Here is an 18,158-nt window from a genome sequence, read left to right on the forward strand (position 1 = left end):
TTGAGGATCTATAGCTTCTACCTGAAAGCGTTGTTTCCAATGCAAAAATTACTGCGCTTTGCAGCATCATTGTATGTGTTTAGCGCGATGCTTTTTTGCGTTAAAAAAACCGCCCCTGTAAGATGCTACTTTCTAAACCGCGACTTTTTCCAGGGGCGTTGTTCTTTTTATGTGAATTGAATAGATATATTTGCTGCTTAAGGCGCATATGTCCGCCGATAAACAAACTTGGCGCTTTAGTAAACTTGTAATTTTTAGACGAACGGTTATGCAGCGGATTAGAAAAACAGTTTCCTTTAAAGCCCACGCAGTGGGCGCTTTCTGTTTTTCCCGTTGCATAACCGTTCGTTTCATTACTTTTATTATGTGCCAACTTTTTATTGGCGGGCATATGCAGCGCCGTACGAATTAGCCATTTCTATCTCTGTGTTAGAATAGATATTCCTTAAGTTGACACCATTGGGTGTACAATATAAAAATAGTTTTATGCCCCAATGTACTTACTATGATCGTTAGTCAAACAACCATTCAAGCCGTTCAGCGTGTTGCGCGCATTGAAGAGGTCGTAGCTGATTTTGTATCCCTTAAAAAAAAAGGGCAAAATTTTTGGGCCTGTTGTCCTTTTCATCATGAACAGACCCCTTCCTTTTCGGTATCTGCTACAAAAGGATTTTACAAATGTTTTGGATGTGATGCTGCTGGAGATGTTATCAATTTTGTACAACAGATAGAGGGCGTTACCTTTGTAGAGGCCATTACCGCTCTTGCCCAAAAGTATGGCATACCGGTTGCATCAGCGGAAGAGCATACACAGGACTTGCAGGCTTATCAAGCCAAAGAAAGTCTCTATATGCTATTGAATTTAGCTAAGAATTATTATACAGATCTGCTGTGGCATCATCCAGAAGCAGCTGCAGTAGCCCTGCCCTATTTGGCGCAACGGGCCATTCAACCTGAAATGGCCAAAAAGTTTGCGTTAGGGTATAGCCTGAATAGCTGGGATGGATTCTATACCTTTGCCATAGGAAAAGGCGTAACCTTAGAGCGATTGGTTGCGGCAGGCTTGGTGGTCCAAAATGGTACGAAGATTTATGACCGTTTTCGAGGCAGGTTGATGTTTCCTATTCATAATGGTAGCGGACAAGTCGTTGCCTTTGGTGCGCGTCATATGGTTACGTTTGCGCAACCTACTTGTGATGTGCAATCTTTAGAAGCAGTACAATCGAGTGCTCCGGCATATGTGGCTGTATGTGCCGATCGTAGGCAAGATCCGATACCCGGATGGCCATTAGCAACCGAGGTGCGTAAGCAGTCTACTGCTGTAGATAGCCCTAAGTATATTAATTCACCCGAAACCCTGGTCTACCAAAAGGGGAGCTTGCTATATGGGCTTTCTTTTGCCAAGCAATCCATCAGGCAGGCCAGCAATTGTTACCTTGTGGAAGGGTATACCGATGTATTGGCCTTTCATAGGGCAGGGGTAGAACAAGTAGTTGCTTCTGCCGGCACGGCGCTTACAGAAATCCAGATAGACGCGCTCTATCGTTTTACCGCTAAGGTGACCTTGGTTTTTGATGGAGATCAAGCGGGTATGCAAGCTGCGGTGCGTGGCATAGATAAATTATTAACCAAGGGTCTTGAGGTCAAGGTCATATTGTTGCCTTCCGGGGAGGATCCAGATAGTTATCTCCGTAAGGTAGGCGTAGATGCTTTTAATCATTATATCCATTGTTCTGCGCAAGACTTTATTACCTTTAAGGCTGGGTTTTTACTTAATGCGTCTGTTGAACAGAGTCCAGTAGCACAAGCAAAAGCAATACGGGAGATTGTGCAAAGCATTGTTGCTATTCCAGATGAAATAGCGCGCACCCTATTTTTGAAAAAATGTAGCAAGCTTTTTGCTATAGAAGAAGCGGTGCTTGCAACGACCTATCGTGCATTACTGCATAAATCTACGCCAGTGTGGCGGCAAAAAAAAACATTTACTACACCTCAGGGCAGGCCCACAACCAACCCCTATGTAGACCCTAAAAACCTTCCTTTAACCAGTAAGCTTACAGCAAGCATTGAAGCCTATGAGCGAGAAATTATGCGTATTCTATTGGCCTATGGTGCAACAAAAGTAGCTGAAGGCAAACCATTGTATACCTATATTTTCTTGGAGTTAGCGGATGTAACCTTTAGATCTACTGCGTGCAAAGTACTTTTTGAGTATTGTAAAGAAGTTGCTCAGCAAGGTGGTTTGGTAGATATGCAATGCTGTTTAGATAGTCAGGAAGCAGCCATTAGAAAAATAGCCATTGATTTAACCGCTTCCCCGCATGATATTAGTGAAGCTTGGGTCAAAAAATATGGCATTTATACGATGGAAGAGGGGCAAAATGCACAAAGACTCAGCTTAGAGGTTATTCTTCGGCTAAAGATTCGTTTGGTACAAGAACTTATTGAGGAAAATAGAGCAGCCCTTACACAAGCATTGTCTGCAGATGAAGAGATGCAACTACTCAAAGTCCATCAATTGCTTAAAGATGCTGAGTGCAGCATTGCCCGGCAACTTGGTACCGTGGTGGTGCAGTAAAGGAATGTTTATTCTTACTTTTTTCTTGATAAAAAAGTGGGCAAAAAAACCTTAAGTTGGAACGGTTGGATGCGTGATCTTGTGGACTTGAAGGGATTCGAACCCCTAACCGCTGCATCCGTAGTGCAGTGCTCTATCCAGTTGAGCTACAAGTCCATCCTTAAACTGTTATGCAAATTTAACAAACAAAAATTTATTTCAAAGTAATGTTTTGACATATTTAAAAAAAAAAGTACCTTTGTTAAGTAATATTTATGCACTATAATATCATTATCTACATGAAAAAGAAGCTCCTTCCTTTGTTATTGTTTTTTATTTCTACGCATGTTACCCATGTAGTTGCTGTTGATGAGCCAGCGCGTGTCGCTGTGGATAGCCTGGAAGATCCATCTGATGCTTACTTGCCACTTGTACAAAATTATCCCAGCCTTATGTTGGAGCTGTTGCGGATGGATTATTTATACAATTTAAGTTCGAATCAATCTATACCGTTTCATAGCATGAAAAAATTGAATTGGTCTGGTTTATTGCGTGGAAATGGAGCTATGTTATATGCTATACGCCTCAACCAATCTCGTTTTGCTTTTTGTGCAGGGGTGGGTTGGAGTACATTGCATTATGCTTTTGCGGGTACAGAAGGTCAAGATGGTGAGGGTAAGCGGGTTTATCCAAGGCTCACAAGGAAGTCGGAATCGCGTACAGTGTGTGAAGCAATGGAGCATGAGCAAGGTAAGACTATATTGGGTGCTGCACTTAATATTCCTTTTATTGATTTGTTGTTGAGATTACGGTTTAATAGTGTTTTAGATGACCCTAAGGCAGGGTTTCATACTTGGTTGGGGGTTAAGCTTGGTTTGCGTCGACGTGCTTCGATGTTGATCGATTATAAAGAATATAGTGATTCAGGGACTTCTTCGGTTGAGCATGCTTATTTTAATTTAAAGCATTATGCTTGGGGTTTCCAAGCTGGCATTGGGTATAGCCGATTTGGCCTAACAGGTGGGTTTCACTTAACGCCTCTTTTTGAGAAAAATCAGGGTCCTGATCATGCCGATTCGCTTAGGCCTTTTTCTTTCGGTATCTATGTAGATCTCATATAGCCTAGCTTAGGCGTGGTGCTGTATGGGTTGCTTTATAATATTGAAAATAGAGTTTTTTGTGCCTAGAATTTATTTCTATTGTAGGAGAGGAATATTTTTTGTAGATTTGCTTGACCTGTTTGGTTGGTAACTATATTATATTTTCTCTATACTTTTTTACTGCAATTGGGGAGATGCCAGAGCGGCCAATTGGGGCGGACTGTAAATCCGTTGCGTAAGCTTCGAAGGTTCGAATCCTTCTCTCCCCACTAGTTAGCAGGGCGGGTACGGATATAATCAAGCGGGAGTAGCTCAGTTGGTAGAGCGGCAGCCTTCCAAGCTTCAGGTCGCGAGTTCGATCCTCGTCTCCCGCTCTTTGGTTTCTATAGGGCCGGTGTAGCTCAGTGGTAGAGTGCTTCCTTGGTAAGGAAGAGGTCACGGGTTCAAGTCCCGTCATTGGCTCCATTTTGGAATAGGGCTGAGGAGGTTGGTTTGTAGGTAGATCCAAAAAATATTGGATAAATGCGTTATTTTATTGAAAATCTAAAGAATTATAAACTATGGCAAAGGAGACATTTAATCGGTTAAAACCCCATGTGAACATTGGTACCATTGGGCACGTTGACCATGGCAAAACCACCCTGACGGCTGCTATTACTACTGTTTTATCTAAAGAAGGGTTGGCAGAAAAAAAAGATTTTTCAGCTATTGATGCGGCTCCAGAGGAAAAAGAACGGGGTATTACCATTAATACTGCGCACGTAGAATACCAAACTAAAAATAGGCATTATGCCCATGTGGATTGTCCAGGCCATAAGGATTATGTTAAAAATATGATTACGGGTGCTGCGCAAATGGATGGTGCTGTTCTCTTAGTAGCGGCTACAGATGGTGCGATGCCTCAAACCAGGGAGCATATTCTTTTGGCTAGTCAAATTGGCGTGCCGCGTATTGTCGTATTTTTGAATAAAGTGGATCTGGTAGAAGATCCTGAAATGCTGGAATTGGTAGAGTTAGAGATTAGAGAGCTCTTGAATACCTATAAATTTGATGGCGATAATACCCCTATTATTCGTGGTTCTGCGTTGGGTGCGTTGAATGGAGAGCCGGAGTGGGAAGCTAAAGTAGGGGAGTTGATGGAGGCAGTAGATACGTATATTCCGCTTCCGGTGCGTTTGGTAGATCAAGATTTCTTAATGCCTGTAGAAGGGGTATGTACCATTACAGGTCGTGGAACCGTTGTAACTGGTAGAATTGAAAAAGGTGTGATTACAACAAGTAGTCCTGTTGAAATTATTGGTATGGGGGCAGAAAAGTTGACTTCTACAGTTACGGGCGTTGAAATGTTCCGCAAAAACTTGGATAGGGGCGAGGCTGGTGACAATGTTGGGCTGCTGTTGCGTGGGGTTGATAAGTCTTCTATTCAACGTGGTATGGTGATTTGCAAGCCAGGCAGCGTGAAACCGCATAGTAGGTTTAAAGCTGAGGTATATGTATTAACCAAACAAGAAGGAGGGCGTCATACTCCATTCTTTAACAAGTATAGGCCTCAGTGTTACTTTAGGACAACAGATGTTACGGGTGAAGTAAAACTGCCTGAAGGCGTTGAAATGGTTATGCCAGGTGATAATGTGAACCTAGAAATTACACTTATCCATAGCATTGCTATGGAAGTAGGGTTGCGGTTTGCAATTCGTGAAGGCGGTAGGACGGTTGGTGCTGGAAGGGTGACTGGGATTATTGAATAATTCATTTGCCTGGTTGCTAGTTGCCTGTTTAGCCTAGTAAGAGCTGGTTTCGTTTTGCTTGTAATTTCATGGTATAAACAATACGGGTGTAGCTCAACTGGTAGAGTGGTGGTCTCCAAAACCATAGGCTGGGAGTTCGAGTCTCTCCACCCGTGCATCAAATAATATGTCAAAAGCAAAGATATTTATACAGAATCTGATACAGGAAGTAAGGTATAAGATTACTTGGCCTCCCTACCATAGGTTGCAAAATAGTGCGGTGCTTGTACTTGTAGCCTCCTTTATATTTGCGCTTCTTATTGGGCTCATGGATTGGTCTTTAAAAAAAGCTTTTGTCTGGTTTTATAATGCTTTTTAAACAATGGACCTCTTTCATAGCCTATTTGTGATGCGCAATTTTTGGGAGCAGCGTAGTCGCGAACCGGAGAATGCTACATGTATTTGAGGAGTATAGATCAGCTTCGGCACCAAAATTGCCATTAGAAATAGATTATGAAAGGGATCAAATGGACGAGTTGAATGAATGCGTTAGAATGGTATGTGCTTAAAGTAGTTGCTAAGCAAGAAGAAAAAATAAAGGCTAATCTGCACGCAGAGCTTGTAAAAAATAATTTACAGTCTGTTGTTGGTGAGCTATTCATACCTTATGAAAAGGTATATGAAATACGTGCTGGGAAAAAATATGTAAAAAATAGACATTTGTTTCCTGGATATATTTTCTTGCAAGCAGATTTATCCAATGGGCTTCTGGTACAGTTGCTAAAAAGTATAACAGGTGCTTTAGGTTTCTTAGGGGTTAGAGGGTGGCGTGGTACACCTGTTCCATTGAATCAGGCGGAAGTAGACCGTATTATAGGTAAAACCAAGAATCTTGAGCCTAGCGATCTAAAGTTGCATGCTATTTTTGCGCTAGGGGAGGTAGTTGAAATCATAGATGGCCCTTTTTCCGGTTTTTCCGGCAAGGTGCAAGAGATTTTTGAAGAAAAGAAAACGCTCAATGTGGTGGTTAAAATTTTTGATGAGCGGAGTACGCCTGTAGAGTTAAGTTACACGCAGGTTAAAAAGACTTTTTAATAGACTATGTTGGCAATGCGCCTTCTGTTGGTCATTTGTACGTTGATCCGGTGCTTATATCCTCACGTATAGCGCTTACGTTATGGTTTTGTGCATCGTTTTGTCTGCAAGTCCTTCCGCATAAGCGCGTTGCGCAAGCAATCTAGTCGCGGGGGGCGCATCTGCGCCAATGATTTTTATAAAATGCATATAGTTATGTCTAAGCCAGTTTTAGGTTATGTAAGGTTACGGGTTAAGGGCGGTTCAGCCAATCCATCTCCACCAGTAGGTCCAGCATTGGGTAGTAAGGGTATCAATATCATGGAGTTCTGTAAGCAGTTTAATGCTAGAACAAAGGATCAACAAGGAGAAATTGTACCGGTCATCATTACCGTTTATCAAGATAAGTCTTTTGACTTCATTATTAAAACATCCCCTGCTGTTGTTTCTATTATGAAACTTGCGGGCATCACAAAAGGTTCCCCTGAATCCAATAGGCGTAAGGTGGCCACGATTAACTGGGAGCAGATTAAGCAAATTGCAATGGATAAACTTCCAGATTTAAATACCTTAAATGTAGATGCCGCCATGCGCATGATCGCTGGAACAGCAAGAAGTATGGGTGTTACGATACAAGGTGCTGCCCCTTGGGTTAAATAAAAGATAGGAAAATGGCCATTCAAAAAAGAGATAAACGTACGGTTGCTTCCAAAGAAGCCTATAATTTAAACGAGGCTGTTCAGCTGGTGCAAAAAAATACTTTTACAAAGTTTGATGCCTCCATGGATGTTGCCGTTCGTTTGGGTGTGGATCCTAAAAAATCTGATCAAATGGTCAGAGGAACGGTATTGCTGCCACATGGAACGGGTAAATCTTGCAGAATTTTAGTGCTCTGTACAGCTGATAAAGAGCAGGAAGCCAAACAGGCTGGCGCTGACTATGTAGGGTTAGATGACTATATAGAAAAGATAGCCGCGGGGTGGACGGATGTAGATGTGATTATTACTATGCCAACCGTTATGATTAAACTGGGCAAGTTGGGTAAAATATTAGGCCCGCGTGGTCTAATGCCTAATCCTAAAGTTGGTACCGTAACCATGGATGTGGCTAAGATGGTCCAAGAGGTTAAGAGCGGAAAGGTCAGCTTTAAGGTGGATAAGTATGGCATTGTACATAGTAGTGTAGGTCGTGTATCTTTCTCCCAAGAAAAGATCGTCGAGAATGTGATGGAGCTGTTACGAGCAATTGTTAAGTTAAAGCCTGCTTCCTCAAAAGGGCTTTATGTAAATAGTATTAGCCTTTCTAGCACGATGAGTAGAGGCGTTTTCGTAGATAGGAGCATTGCCGTTGGGCTTTAGAAAAATGAAACGAGAAGAAAAATTACAGGTTATTGAAGGTCTAGTGGAAAAATTTTCCACTTTTGACTGTTTTTATGTGATAAACGCTATGGGTCTCACCGTGGAGCAGGTAAACAAGTTTAGAAAAAATTGTGCGGACCAAAATATAGTTTATCAAGTAGCTAAGAATACATTGATCCAGAAGGCGCTGGAACGATCTGAAAAATGTGCCGCCTATGCGGGCACTTTTTCAAGTGTACTGAAAGGGTTTTCTGGTATTTTGTTTAGCCGTGACAGTGGGCGTGCTCCCGGAAAAATGTTAAAAGCTTTTTTGGAAGCTGAAAAATTAAGTTTTCCGGTGTTGAAAGGTGCGGCTATTCATGGTGATCTATTTATTGGCGCGACACACTTAGATGCATTGAGTAACCTAAAATCCAAAGAGGAGATTTTGGGCGATATCATGGCGCTTTTGAAAGCACCTATCTTAAATGTTGTGGCAGCGATTCAATCTGGAGAAAGACGTTTAATGGGCGTAGTAGAAACTTTATCGAAAGCATCCGCTTAACAAGCGTACTACTTTCGTAGCCCGCTTATGCGGAGGAGCTTGTAGGCGACACGGCGCATAAAACGCAGCCTACGAGCTATACGTGGGGGTGTAACACCGGATCAACGTGCAAATGACCAGTAGCGTCTCGAAAGACGTCTAAGGAGCGTTACTGTATTTTTATATCTATCTAAATTGTATAAACCTTTATAAATTATGGCCGAGTTAAAAGTTTTAGCCGAACAACTTATTAAGTTAACGATTAAAGAGGCAAACGAGCTATCTGATATTTTGAAAAATGACTATGGTATTGAGCCTGCTGCTGCCGCTCCTATGATGATGGCAGCAGGTCCTGCTGCTACAGTTGAAGCAGCACCAGCAAAAACAACCTTTGATGTGGTTGTAAAATCAGGAGGTGCTGCTAAGCTAGCAGTGGTTAAATTGGTAAAAGAAATCACAGGGTTGACTCTGAAAGAAGCGAAGGAGTTTGTGGATGGTGTGCCAGGTACGATGAAGGAAAACCTTCCTAAGGAAGAAGCAGAGACGATAAAAAGAAAGTTAGAAGAGGCTGGTGCAGAGGTTGAGTTAAAGTAACCTGGTCACACCTTTGTGAAGAAAAAACCATCTAGTAAACAAAATTGCCATATGCCTTCTGCTGATACCCCTGCAAACTATACTGATTTGCTTGAAATCCAGTTAAAGTCGTTTAGGGACTTTTTTCAACTGGGTGTTAGTCCAGAGAATAGAATCAATGAAGGGCTCTATAAGGTTTTTATGGAGCATTTTCCTATTGAAGACGCTAAGCGGAACTATATCCTGGAGTTTATTGATTACAATTTAGAGCTTCCCCAATATACGCCTCGGGAATGTATTGAGCGTGGGTTGACCTATGATGTTCCTTTGAAAGCAAAATTACGCTTATTGCAAAATGATGAGCATACTGGAAAGTATGAAGGTGTGGAACAAGAGGTTTTTTTGGGTAATGTACCCTATATGACCGATCAGGGTTCCTTTATTTTAAGTGGTGTGGAGCGTGTAGTGGTTTCTCAGGTGCATAAGTCTTCTGGTATTTTCTTTTTTCAGAATAAACACATTAGTGGGTCAAATGTTTACGCTGCTAAAGTGGTGCCTGCCAAGGGGGTTTGGATTGAATTTTCGGTTGACATCAATTCGGTGATGTATATCTACCTAGATAGGAAAAAGAAGATTCCCATTACCACCATGTTGCGTGCCATTGGTTATAGTAGCGATAAAGATATTTTAGATATCTTTGGCCTTGCCGATGAGGTAAAGGCCACTAGAGCCGTGCTGGAAAAACAGATGGGTCGTAAGTTGGCTGCTCGGGTTTTAAAAAGCTGTGAGGAGTGTTATGTGGATGAAGAAACTGGTGAAGAATATCTACGTACCACCCATCAAGTCCTTGTAGAGCGCAATACGGTATTGGATGAAGCCGTTATAGAGGTGATCTTATCTGCTGAAGTTGCTTCTATTATTTTGCATAAATCAGAAGCAGTATATGCGGATTACCACCTGGTTTATAATTCCTTTGGGAAAGATACGACCAATGATACCAAGGAGGCCATAGAGCAAATTTACCGTCAGTTGCGTAATGCGGAGGCACCGGATGAGCAAACTGCGCGTGAAGTAGTAGAAAGCCTTTTTTTTAGCAGTAAGCGGTACACCCTGGGTGAGGTAGGTCGTTATAGGATCAATAAAAAATTAAACCTGGACATTCCAATCAAGACTTGTGTCTTGACACAAGAAGATATTGTACAAATTATTCATTACCTCATCAAAGTGGTCAATGGTAAAGCAGAAGTAGATGATATTGATCACTTAAGCAATCGCCGGGTTCGTTCGGTTGGCGAGCAACTTTTTACCCAATTTGGCGTAGGATTCTCTCGGTTGGCTAGAACCATTCGGGAACGCATTAATATTAGAGACAATGAGCTGTTTAAGCCAGCAGATCTTATTAACGCACGTACCCTTTCTTCTGTCATCAATTCTTTCTTTGGCATTAATCCACTGTCTCAGTTGATTGATCAAGTCAATCCACTCGCAGAGATTACCCATAAGCGCCGTGTATCTGCGTTAGGACCTGGGGGACTTTCTAGGGACCGGGCCGGTTTTGAGGTCCGTGACGTGCACTATTCCCATTATGGCAGGCTGTGTACCATTGAAACACCAGAGGGTATGAACATTGGTTTGATTTCCTCTCTCTGCATGTATGCACGTGTCAACAGTATGGGTTTTATTGAAACACCTTATCGCCGGGTAGCGGATGGTAAAGTAGATCTAAGCGGTGACATCTGTTACCTTAATGCAGCAGAAGAAGAGCATGGCAATTTTGCTCCGGCTAATATAAGGATGGATCGAGATGGCGTTATGCTAGATAACCGTGTAAAGGTCCGCAATGGAGATGAATATCCGTTGGTAAAACCAGAGCAGGTTAATTATATGGATGTTTCCAGTAGCCAGATTGCTTCAGTGGCTGCTTCTTTGATTCCATTTTTGGAGCACAATGACGCCAGTCGTGCATTGATGGGTTCTAACATGCAACGTCAGGCCGTTCCTTTGATTCGCCCAGATGTACCCATTGTATGCACCGGTGTAGAAAAAAGAGTAGCAAAAGAGTTTAGGGGTTTGCCTACTGCAGAAGGTAGTGGTATGGTTACTTATGTAGATAGTAGAAAAGTTGTGGTGGAATATGACCGCTCAGCAGAAGAAGCGCTCGTTGCATTTGATGAAGCTTCGGTGACCTATTCCATGGATAAGTTTAGAGGTACCAATCGAAGTACTTGCATTAACTTATCGCCCATTGTTGCTAAAGGAAGTCGGGTAGAAAAAGGTCAGGTGCTCTGTGAAGGTTATGCGACTAAAAATGCCGAGTTGGCATTAGGTAAGAATTTAAAAGTAGCCTTCTTGTCTTGGAAGGGATATACCTTTGAAGATGGTATTGTCATTTCTGAACGTATTGTGCGGGATGATGTCTTTACCTCTATTCATATCAAGGAATTTATTCTGGAGGTAAAAGATACCAAGTTTGGTGCAGAAGAGTTGACCAATGAAATTCCAAATGTAAGTGAAGAAGCGATTGCCAAGTTGGATCTGGATGGTATTGTAAAGGTAGGTACAGAAGTCAAAGAAGGCGATATATTAATTGGTAAAATTACCCCAAAAGGAGAGATAGATGTTACCCCAGAAGCCAGGCTTTTGAAAGCTATTTTTGGTGATAAAGCAGGCGATGTTAAGAATACCTCTTTGCGCGTTCCATCTGGTATGGAAGGTATTGTCATCGATACGAAAATTTTCTCTAGCCCCGAAAGGAGTAAGGAAAGTAAAGAAAAAATCAAAAAAGAACTAGAATTATTAAAAAGGGCACATACCAAGCATTTGCTCAAACTACGAGATATAGCCATTAAAAAGTTATCCATTGTGTTAGATGACATCGTTACTAGTGGTATTTATCACCAATTTGGCGATGAGATTATAGCAGAGGGTACCAAACTCACCTCCTTATTAATTGCTGAAAAGCTTTTTCCTTCTAAAAACATCTATCGTGATGAATCCCTGTACAATGTGCCTGCAGAAGCCAATTTACTTGGGGATCTTGTATGGAGTAATTGGACAGCTGATCCATCTAAAAATGAGCTGGTGCAGCGTATTGCAAGTAACTATGTTAAAAAGTGTGTGGCCTCTATTGTACGTTTTAAACGTGACCGATTTACACTAGAAGCAGGTGATGGGCTACCCAAGGGGGTGGTAAAAGTAGCGAAGGTCTATATTGCAGAAAAAAGAAAGCTTAAGGTGGGTGATAAGATGTCCGGAAGGCATGGTAATAAAGGCATTGTTTGTAAAATAGTGCCTCAAGAAGATATGCCTTTCTTAGCAGACGGTACACCGGTAGACGTTGTATTGAGTCCATTGGGCTTACCTTCGCGTATGAACTTAGGTCAGTTATATGAAACCGTATTAGGATGGGCCGGTGATCAGTTAGGTAAACGGTATATCAATCCTATTTTTGAGGGGATGAGCTTAGATCAGATTTCCAGTGAGTTAGATCAAGCTGGCTTACCTACTTTTGGTAAAACAACCGTTTATGATGGTGGAACGGGTATGCCATTTAGTCAAAAAGTTACCGTTGGCGTGGTCTACCTACTCAAGTTGGCCCATTTGGTAGACGATAAAATGCATGCACGTTCTACAGGGCCTTATTCTTTGATTACCCAGCAACCATTAGGTGGTAAAGCCCAATTTGGTGGACAAAGATTTGGTGAAATGGAGGTATGGGCATTGGAAGCCTATGGCGCTGCTTATACATTACAAGAAATGCTCAATACCAAATCAGATGATGTAGTCGGAAGATCTAAAGCCTATGAAGCCATTGTGAAAGGTAATAATATTCCAAAGCCCAATTTATCCGAATCATTTAATGTATTGATTCATGAGCTAAGAGGCCTAGGGCTTGAAATTACACTTGTATGATAGTAGTCAGTTTGACATTCCATATTTAACATCGCTTTTAACCGTATGAAGTTTAAAAGAAATAGGGCACAATCCACTCAATTTTCTGGCATTATTGCTAGTCTTTCCTCTCCAGAGGTTATTTTGTCGCGTTCATCAGGGGAAGTGACCCTACCAGAAACCATTAACTATAGAACACATAAACCCGAAACGAAAGGGTTGTTTTGTGAGCGTATATTTGGCCCTGTAAAAGATTGGGAATGTCATTGTGGCAAATACAAAGGCATTCGCTATAAAGGCATTGTATGTGATCGATGTGGCGTTGAGATTACAGAAAAAAAGCAACGTAGGCAACGGGTGGGCCACATTGAGTTGGTAGTTCCGGTCACCCATATCTGGTATTTTAGAGTCCTCCCTAGTAAGATTAGCTATTTGCTTGGTATACCTACTAAAAAAGTAGAACAAATTGTATACTACGAGCGTTATGTAGTGATTCAGCCTGGTATCAAAAAAGATGAGGGGGTAGCCGCTATGGATCTGTTATCTGAGGATGAGTACCTTAATATTTTAGATCAGCTGCCTCCAGAAAACCAATTGTTGAGTAACTCAGATCCTAATAAGTTTATTGCCCTAATTGGTTCAGAAGCGATTGAAGCGGTGCTCAAGGGGCTTGACTTAGAAAAGCTTTCCGTTGATTTGCGCGAACAGCTGTTGACCGATGCCTCACAGCAGCGCCGCATTGAAGTTGTCAAAAGGCTAAAAATTGTAGAAGGCTTTAGGGATGTCCATAAAAAAGTAGAAAACCGTCCAGAGTGGATGGTGATGCGTATCTTGCCAGTCATTCCTCCTGAGTTACGTCCTCTTTTTTCATTAGGCGGTGGTAAATTTGCTACTTCTGATTTAAATGATCTCTATAGAAGGGTGATTATTAGAAACAACAGACTCAAGCGGTTATTGGACATTAAGGCTCCTCAGATTATTATACGCAATGAAATGCGTATGTTGCAGGAAGCCGTTGATTCTTTATTTGATAATTCCCGTAAAGTAAATTCTGTTGCTTCAGAGGGCATTCGACCATTAAAGTCCCTTTCAGATATGTTAAAAGGGAAGCAGGGTCGTTTTAGGCAGAATTTGCTTGGTAAGCGTGTGGATTATTCCGGCAGGTCGGTTATTGTGGTAGGGCCTGAGTTGCGCTTGCATGAGTGTGGGCTACCTAAAGAGATGGCCGTTGAGTTATTTATGCCTTTTATCATACGCAGGCTTATAGAGCGTGGCGTAGCAGAAACTGTAAAAGTTGCCAAAAGATTAATAGAGGAAAAAGACCCTGTTATTTGGGATGTATTAGAGAATGTATTGAAAGGCCATCCTATATTGTTGAACCGTGCACCTACCCTTCATCGATTGGGTATCCAAGCTTTTCAACCTAAATTAATTGAAGGTAAAGCCATTCAATTGCATCCTTTGGTTTGTACTGCTTTCAATGCCGACTTTGATGGAGATCAAATGGCCGTCCATGTTCCCCTTGGACAGGAAGCCATTGCCGAAGCTTCATTGCTGATGCTGGCATCCTATAATGTATTGAATCCTTCCAATGGTATTCCTATTACCATTCCCTCCCGTGACATGATTTTAGGCTTGCATTACCTCACCAAAGGAAGGCGTAGTAGGTCCAGTGATGTGGTATTAGGAGAGGGTATGTCTTTTTATGCACCTGAGGAGGTATTGATGGCTTTGGCCCATGAAAAGGTTTCAAAGCATGCTTATATTAAGCTACGTTTGTCTATTGCGCATGCAGATGGCAGCGTTGCCTATCGTTTCATAGAGACTACGGTTGGCAGAGTACTCTTCAACGAATATTGCCCAGCCGGCATGGCCTTTGTCAATGAGACCCTTAATGTGCGCAACATGCAGCGTATTGTAACCGACATGTACAGTCAATTTGGTACAGTCGTTACCGTTGCGTTTTTAGATAACATTAAAGCTTTAGGCTTTAACACTGCATTCAAGGCAGGGATGACTATTGGTCTTGATGATGTAAAGATACCGGCTAATAAAAATGAACTCATTGCCCAAGCTACTGCAGAAGTGGAATCTATTTGGGGTAATTATATGTTGGGTTTGATCACCGATAATGAAAGATATAATCAAGTAATTGATGTGTGGACCAGAACCAATACCCGTATTACCAATCAGCTCATGGAACAGTTAGAGCAAGATCAAGATGCTTTTAACTCCGTTTATATGATGATGATTTCTGGTGCAAGGGGGTCCCGTGAGCAGGTACGTCAGTTAGGCGGTATGAAAGGCTTAATTGGTAGGCCTCAAAAAAGTACCCAAGGCGCAGTAGGAGAAATTATTGAACACCCTATTATTTCTAATTTTCAAGAGGGGTTGAATGTGATTGAGTATTTTATTGCTACGCATGGTGCCAGAAAGGGTTTGGCGGATACCGCTTTAAAAACAGCGGATGCAGGTTATCTAACGAGAAGGTTGGTCGATGTAGCACAAGACTTAACTGTTGTGGAAGAGGATTGTGGTACCCTTAAAGGCATTCATGTAACCGCTGTGAAAGTAGAGAATAGGGTGGTTGAATCACTTTCAGAACGTATTCTCGGGCGTGTAGTAGTCGAAGATATTTTGGATCCCCAAACAGGCATTTTGCTCGTTGCACGTGGCAACGGCATTGATGAACAAATGGCTGCGCGCATAGAAGCAGCTGGTCTAGAAGGCGTCTTGGTACGTTCTGTCTTGACCTGTGATTTACCGCAAGGGGTTTGTGTAAAATGTTATGGGCGCAACTTAGCTACAGGCAATATGGTATCTGTGGGCGAGGCAGTTGGGGTCATTGCGGCACAATCTATTGGGCAGCCTGGTACACAGCTTACCATGAGAACCTTCCACGTCGGAGGTATTGCGTCTAATGTGACCGTTGATGCGAAGGTTAAAGCCAAGTATGCAGGGGTTGTCAACTTTGAAGACCTAATGGTGACCAGTTATATAGATGCAAATGGAATGGGCGTGGAAGTTGTTATGAGCCGCTCTTCGGAGCTACAAATTTTGGATGCAGATACAAGAAAAGTCTTGACCAGTACCCATTTACCCTATGGTTCACATCTTAAAGTCAAAAACAATCAAATGGTAAGCTATGATCAAGAGCTTTACCATTGGGATCCTTATAATGTGGTATTATTGGCTACCCAGGATGGCGTCGTGAACTTCCTAGGCCTTGAAGAAGGGATTACCTATCAAGAAGAATTTGATGAACAAACCGGCCGGAAAGCAAAGGTCATGATTGAGTCTAGGGATAAAACCAAACATCCAAGTGTAGTCTTATGTGATGAGGCAGGTGTAACCATTGCTTCGTATACCCTTCCTGTGAAAGCGCAGTTAGCCGTAGAAGTAGGGGACAAGGTCCATAAAGGAGAGGTGCTTGCTCGGGTGCCTCGTATCATCAATCAATCTCGAGACATTACAGGTGGTTTACCTCGTGTAGTGGAGCTTTTTGAGGCTAGAAAGCCTGCCAATACAGCTTTTATTAGTGAGTTAAGTGGCGTGGTAACCTATGGGGGTATTAAAAGAGGCAATAGAGAAATTTTTATTGAGTCTAAAGAAGGCATACAGGTCAAGTATATGATCCCATTGTCTAAGCATATCTTGGTCCAAGACAACGACTATGTAAAAGTAGGGGAGGTGATTACAGATGGTGCGGTAGCTGCTGCTGATCTTTTGGTTACAAAAGGTCCACTGGTTGCACAGGAATACATTATGAATGAGCTACAAAACGTATATCGTTTACAAGGTGAGAAAATCAATAATAAACATATTGAAATCATCATTAAACAGATGATGCGTAAGGTAGAGGTACTGGATCCAGGCGATACGACCCTATTGCATGGGCAGGTGATTGATAAGGTTAAGTTCTTTGAAGAGAATGATAGGGTTCGTGATCAATCTATTGTGCTCAAGCCTGGTGATTCTACATTATTTAAGCAAGGGCAATTTATCTCCTCTAGTAGGTTGCAACAAGAGAATGATAAACTAAAGCAGCAGGGGTTGGTGGCTGTTGAAGCCAAACCAGTAGAATTGGCCGTTGCGCAACCAAAACTGCAAGGTATTACCCAAATCTCCTTGGCTACAGAAAGTTTCTTATCTGCAGCTTCTTTCCAAGAAACAGCTAAGGTGTTGAGTGATGCAGGTATTAGTGCCAAGTATGATAGGCTAAAAGGATTGAAAGAAAATATTATTGTAGGTCATTTGATTCCTGCTGGAACGGGTATGCGCCGTTACGAAAAGTTGGTTGTCAACTCTAAAAGCGAATATGAGGCTTTGGTAGCTGCTAAAGCGGGTGCAACAGCGGGGTAGGTACGTAGTGATAGATATAAAAAAAGCATCTGTTCACGATATTGGTTAATAATGCATTTTATCCCCAAATTAGTCAATGTAGGAGCTTATCGGGTGCGATACAGATGGACGTAATGCAGACGAAGAAGACGATCCGTGCGCCGTATGAGGGAAAACCTCACGTACGGTGCGACGAGGGGGTGCTGGAAACGGGAAAGAGAGATTGGGTTATTTAGGCACGAAATCGGAAACGATGGACACGGATAAACCTGGTCCTATACTTCACCGCGCCAGTGCTCTACTCTACCCAAACTTATTGCTTTATATGGTGCTAAGATGGAACCTAAATCCTACCAAATGCCTGTAGCAAGTATTCAAGCCTTAAAGCAACAAAAAACACTTCTTGCACAGTTGAAGAAACAACTTACGATGTCTTATAATTTGTTAGAATCTTTTAGTGTGTTGCCTAAAACAGATGCTGTAACCTTAAAAGTGATCAATCAAAATATAGCTTCTTTAGAAGAACAAATAGCATTCTTAGAGCAAGAAATGCTTACTATTACACAGGAACGCTGTAAAGAACTCTACACACAGATCAGTTCTATTCAAGGTATTGGGGATAGAACCACTATGGAGCTTATCGTTGGCACTGGTGGCGGTCACCATTTTGAAAGTGCTAAGCAGTTCTCTAAATACATTGGGCTAGCGCCTACTTATGAACATTCAGGCTCATCGGTAAGAAAAAAAGGCCATATTAATCGTCATGGCAACCCGGGATTGCGTTCTTTGCTCTATATAGCTTCTTGGTCAGCTATACGCTTTAATAAGTCCTGTAAGGACTTTTATGAGCGGTTAAAAGCAAGGGGTAAGCCTAGTAAAGTGGCACTGATTGCAGTAGCTAACAAGCTTATTAGACAAGTATTTGCTATTATGCGCGACAATACTTTTTATGTAGATGGCCATGTATCTAAACTAAAAGTCAGCCCTTAGCCTGCCTAAACAGGAAAGATAATA

General features: G+C 42.0%; 13 protein-coding genes and 5 tRNA genes. 16 read left to right on the top strand and 2 right to left on the bottom strand.

All coding sequences use genetic code 11. The annotated features are described in order from the left end of the window. Positions 1–100: 100 nt before the first annotated feature. Complete coding sequence (locus CE557_RS04620) at positions 101–391, bottom strand: hypothetical protein (RefSeq protein ID WP_114910400.1); 291 nt, start codon at positions 389–391, stop codon at positions 101–103. A 114-nt stretch (positions 392–505) separates the two neighbouring features. Between CE557_RS04620 and CE557_RS04625 the strand changes: the two genes are divergently transcribed. Then, a complete protein-coding gene (locus CE557_RS04625; RefSeq protein ID WP_114910401.1) occupies positions 506–2,578 on the top strand; it encodes a DNA primase in 2,073 nt (690 codons plus the stop codon). Between the two features lie 82 nt (positions 2,579–2,660). Here CE557_RS04625 and CE557_RS04630 read toward each other — a convergent pair. After that, positions 2,661–2,734: transfer RNA gene (locus CE557_RS04630), tRNA-Arg, on the bottom strand. Between the two features lie 122 nt (positions 2,735–2,856). On the opposite strand from CE557_RS04630, the gene CE557_RS04635 reads away from it, so the two are divergent. The 15 genes from CE557_RS04635 to CE557_RS04705 all read left to right on the top strand — a co-directional run bounded on the left by CE557_RS04635 (position 2,857) and on the right by CE557_RS04705 (position 18,134). After that, positions 2,857–3,678, top strand: coding sequence for a hypothetical protein (locus CE557_RS04635; protein ID WP_162790020.1), 822 nt, complete (start codon positions 2,857–2,859; stop codon positions 3,676–3,678). Between the two features lie 167 nt (positions 3,679–3,845). Beyond that, positions 3,846–3,926 (top strand) — tRNA-Tyr (locus tag CE557_RS04640). Between the two features lie 32 nt (positions 3,927–3,958). After that, positions 3,959–4,031, top strand: a tRNA-Gly gene (locus CE557_RS04645). 16 nt (positions 4,032–4,047) lie between these two features. Further along, positions 4,048–4,122: transfer RNA gene (locus CE557_RS04650), tRNA-Thr, on the top strand. Positions 4,123–4,217: 95 nt separating this feature from the next. Beyond that, the gene (gene tuf / locus CE557_RS04655; protein ID WP_114910403.1) at positions 4,218–5,405 is read left to right on the top strand and encodes an elongation factor Tu; all 1,188 of its coding nucleotides are present in this window, start codon (positions 4,218–4,220) and stop codon (positions 5,403–5,405) included. 82 nt (positions 5,406–5,487) lie between these two features. Further along, positions 5,488–5,560: transfer RNA gene (locus CE557_RS04660), tRNA-Trp, on the top strand. A gap of 11 nt (positions 5,561–5,571) precedes the next feature. Then, the gene (gene secE, locus CE557_RS04665; protein ID WP_114910404.1) at positions 5,572–5,763 is read left to right on the top strand and encodes a preprotein translocase subunit SecE; all 192 of its coding nucleotides are present in this window, start codon (positions 5,572–5,574) and stop codon (positions 5,761–5,763) included. A 161-nt stretch (positions 5,764–5,924) separates the two neighbouring features. After that, positions 5,925–6,479, top strand: a complete 555-nt coding sequence (gene nusG, locus CE557_RS04670) for a transcription termination/antitermination protein NusG (protein ID WP_114910405.1) — start codon at positions 5,925–5,927, stop codon at positions 6,477–6,479. 195 nt (positions 6,480–6,674) lie between these two features. Then, the gene (rplK, locus tag CE557_RS04675) at positions 6,675–7,118 is read left to right on the top strand and encodes a 50S ribosomal protein L11 (RefSeq protein WP_114910406.1); all 444 of its coding nucleotides are present in this window, start codon (positions 6,675–6,677) and stop codon (positions 7,116–7,118) included. 11 nt (positions 7,119–7,129) lie between these two features. Continuing rightward, positions 7,130–7,816: a 50S ribosomal protein L1 gene (gene rplA, locus CE557_RS04680; RefSeq protein ID WP_114910407.1), complete on the top strand. Its 687-nt coding sequence runs from the start codon at positions 7,130–7,132 to the stop codon at positions 7,814–7,816. 4 nt (positions 7,817–7,820) lie between these two features. Next, the gene (gene rplJ / locus CE557_RS04685; protein WP_114910408.1) at positions 7,821–8,360 is read left to right on the top strand and encodes a 50S ribosomal protein L10; all 540 of its coding nucleotides are present in this window, start codon (positions 7,821–7,823) and stop codon (positions 8,358–8,360) included. A 195-nt stretch (positions 8,361–8,555) separates the two neighbouring features. Next, the gene (gene rplL, locus CE557_RS04690) at positions 8,556–8,933 is read left to right on the top strand and encodes a 50S ribosomal protein L7/L12 (RefSeq protein WP_114910409.1); all 378 of its coding nucleotides are present in this window, start codon (positions 8,556–8,558) and stop codon (positions 8,931–8,933) included. Between the two features lie 51 nt (positions 8,934–8,984). After that, a complete protein-coding gene (gene rpoB / locus CE557_RS04695) occupies positions 8,985–12,824 on the top strand; it encodes a DNA-directed RNA polymerase subunit beta (protein ID WP_114910410.1) in 3,840 nt (1,279 codons plus the stop codon). Positions 12,825–12,869: 45 nt separating this feature from the next. Then, positions 12,870–17,165, top strand: a complete 4,296-nt coding sequence (gene rpoC, locus CE557_RS04700; RefSeq protein WP_114910411.1) for a DNA-directed RNA polymerase subunit beta' — start codon at positions 12,870–12,872, stop codon at positions 17,163–17,165. 315 nt (positions 17,166–17,480) lie between these two features. Continuing rightward, entirely contained in the window at positions 17,481–18,134 is a 654-nt protein-coding gene (locus tag CE557_RS04705; RefSeq protein ID WP_223245896.1) for a transposase, read from the top strand. Positions 18,135–18,158: the final 24 nt, after the last annotated feature.

The organism is Cardinium endosymbiont of Sogatella furcifera (assembly GCF_003351905.1).
Classification (GTDB): domain Bacteria; phylum Bacteroidota; class Bacteroidia; order Cytophagales; family Amoebophilaceae; genus Cardinium.

What these genes read in the sequence shown, in the direction of transcription:
- CE557_RS04620 (WP_114910400.1), bottom strand. Translation starts at nt 391, where the DNA reads ATGCCCGCCAATAAAAAGTTGGCACATAATAAAAGTAATGAAACGAAC.
- CE557_RS04625 (WP_114910401.1), top strand. Translation starts at nt 506, where the DNA reads ATGATCGTTAGTCAAACAACCATTCAAGCCGTTCAGCGTGTTGCGCGC.
- CE557_RS04635 (WP_162790020.1), top strand. Translation starts at nt 2,857, where the DNA reads ATGAAAAAGAAGCTCCTTCCTTTGTTATTGTTTTTTATTTCTACGCAT.
- tuf (WP_114910403.1), top strand. Translation starts at nt 4,218, where the DNA reads ATGGCAAAGGAGACATTTAATCGGTTAAAACCCCATGTGAACATTGGT.
- secE (WP_114910404.1), top strand. Translation starts at nt 5,572, where the DNA reads ATGTCAAAAGCAAAGATATTTATACAGAATCTGATACAGGAAGTAAGG.
- nusG (WP_114910405.1), top strand. Translation starts at nt 5,925, where the DNA reads ATGAATGCGTTAGAATGGTATGTGCTTAAAGTAGTTGCTAAGCAAGAA.
- rplK (WP_114910406.1), top strand. Translation starts at nt 6,675, where the DNA reads ATGTCTAAGCCAGTTTTAGGTTATGTAAGGTTACGGGTTAAGGGCGGT.
- rplA (WP_114910407.1), top strand. Translation starts at nt 7,130, where the DNA reads ATGGCCATTCAAAAAAGAGATAAACGTACGGTTGCTTCCAAAGAAGCC.
- rplJ (WP_114910408.1), top strand. Translation starts at nt 7,821, where the DNA reads ATGAAACGAGAAGAAAAATTACAGGTTATTGAAGGTCTAGTGGAAAAA.
- rplL (WP_114910409.1), top strand. Translation starts at nt 8,556, where the DNA reads ATGGCCGAGTTAAAAGTTTTAGCCGAACAACTTATTAAGTTAACGATT.
- rpoB (WP_114910410.1), top strand. Translation starts at nt 8,985, where the DNA reads ATGCCTTCTGCTGATACCCCTGCAAACTATACTGATTTGCTTGAAATC.
- rpoC (WP_114910411.1), top strand. Translation starts at nt 12,870, where the DNA reads ATGAAGTTTAAAAGAAATAGGGCACAATCCACTCAATTTTCTGGCATT.
- CE557_RS04705 (WP_223245896.1), top strand. Translation starts at nt 17,481, where the DNA reads ATGGAACCTAAATCCTACCAAATGCCTGTAGCAAGTATTCAAGCCTTA.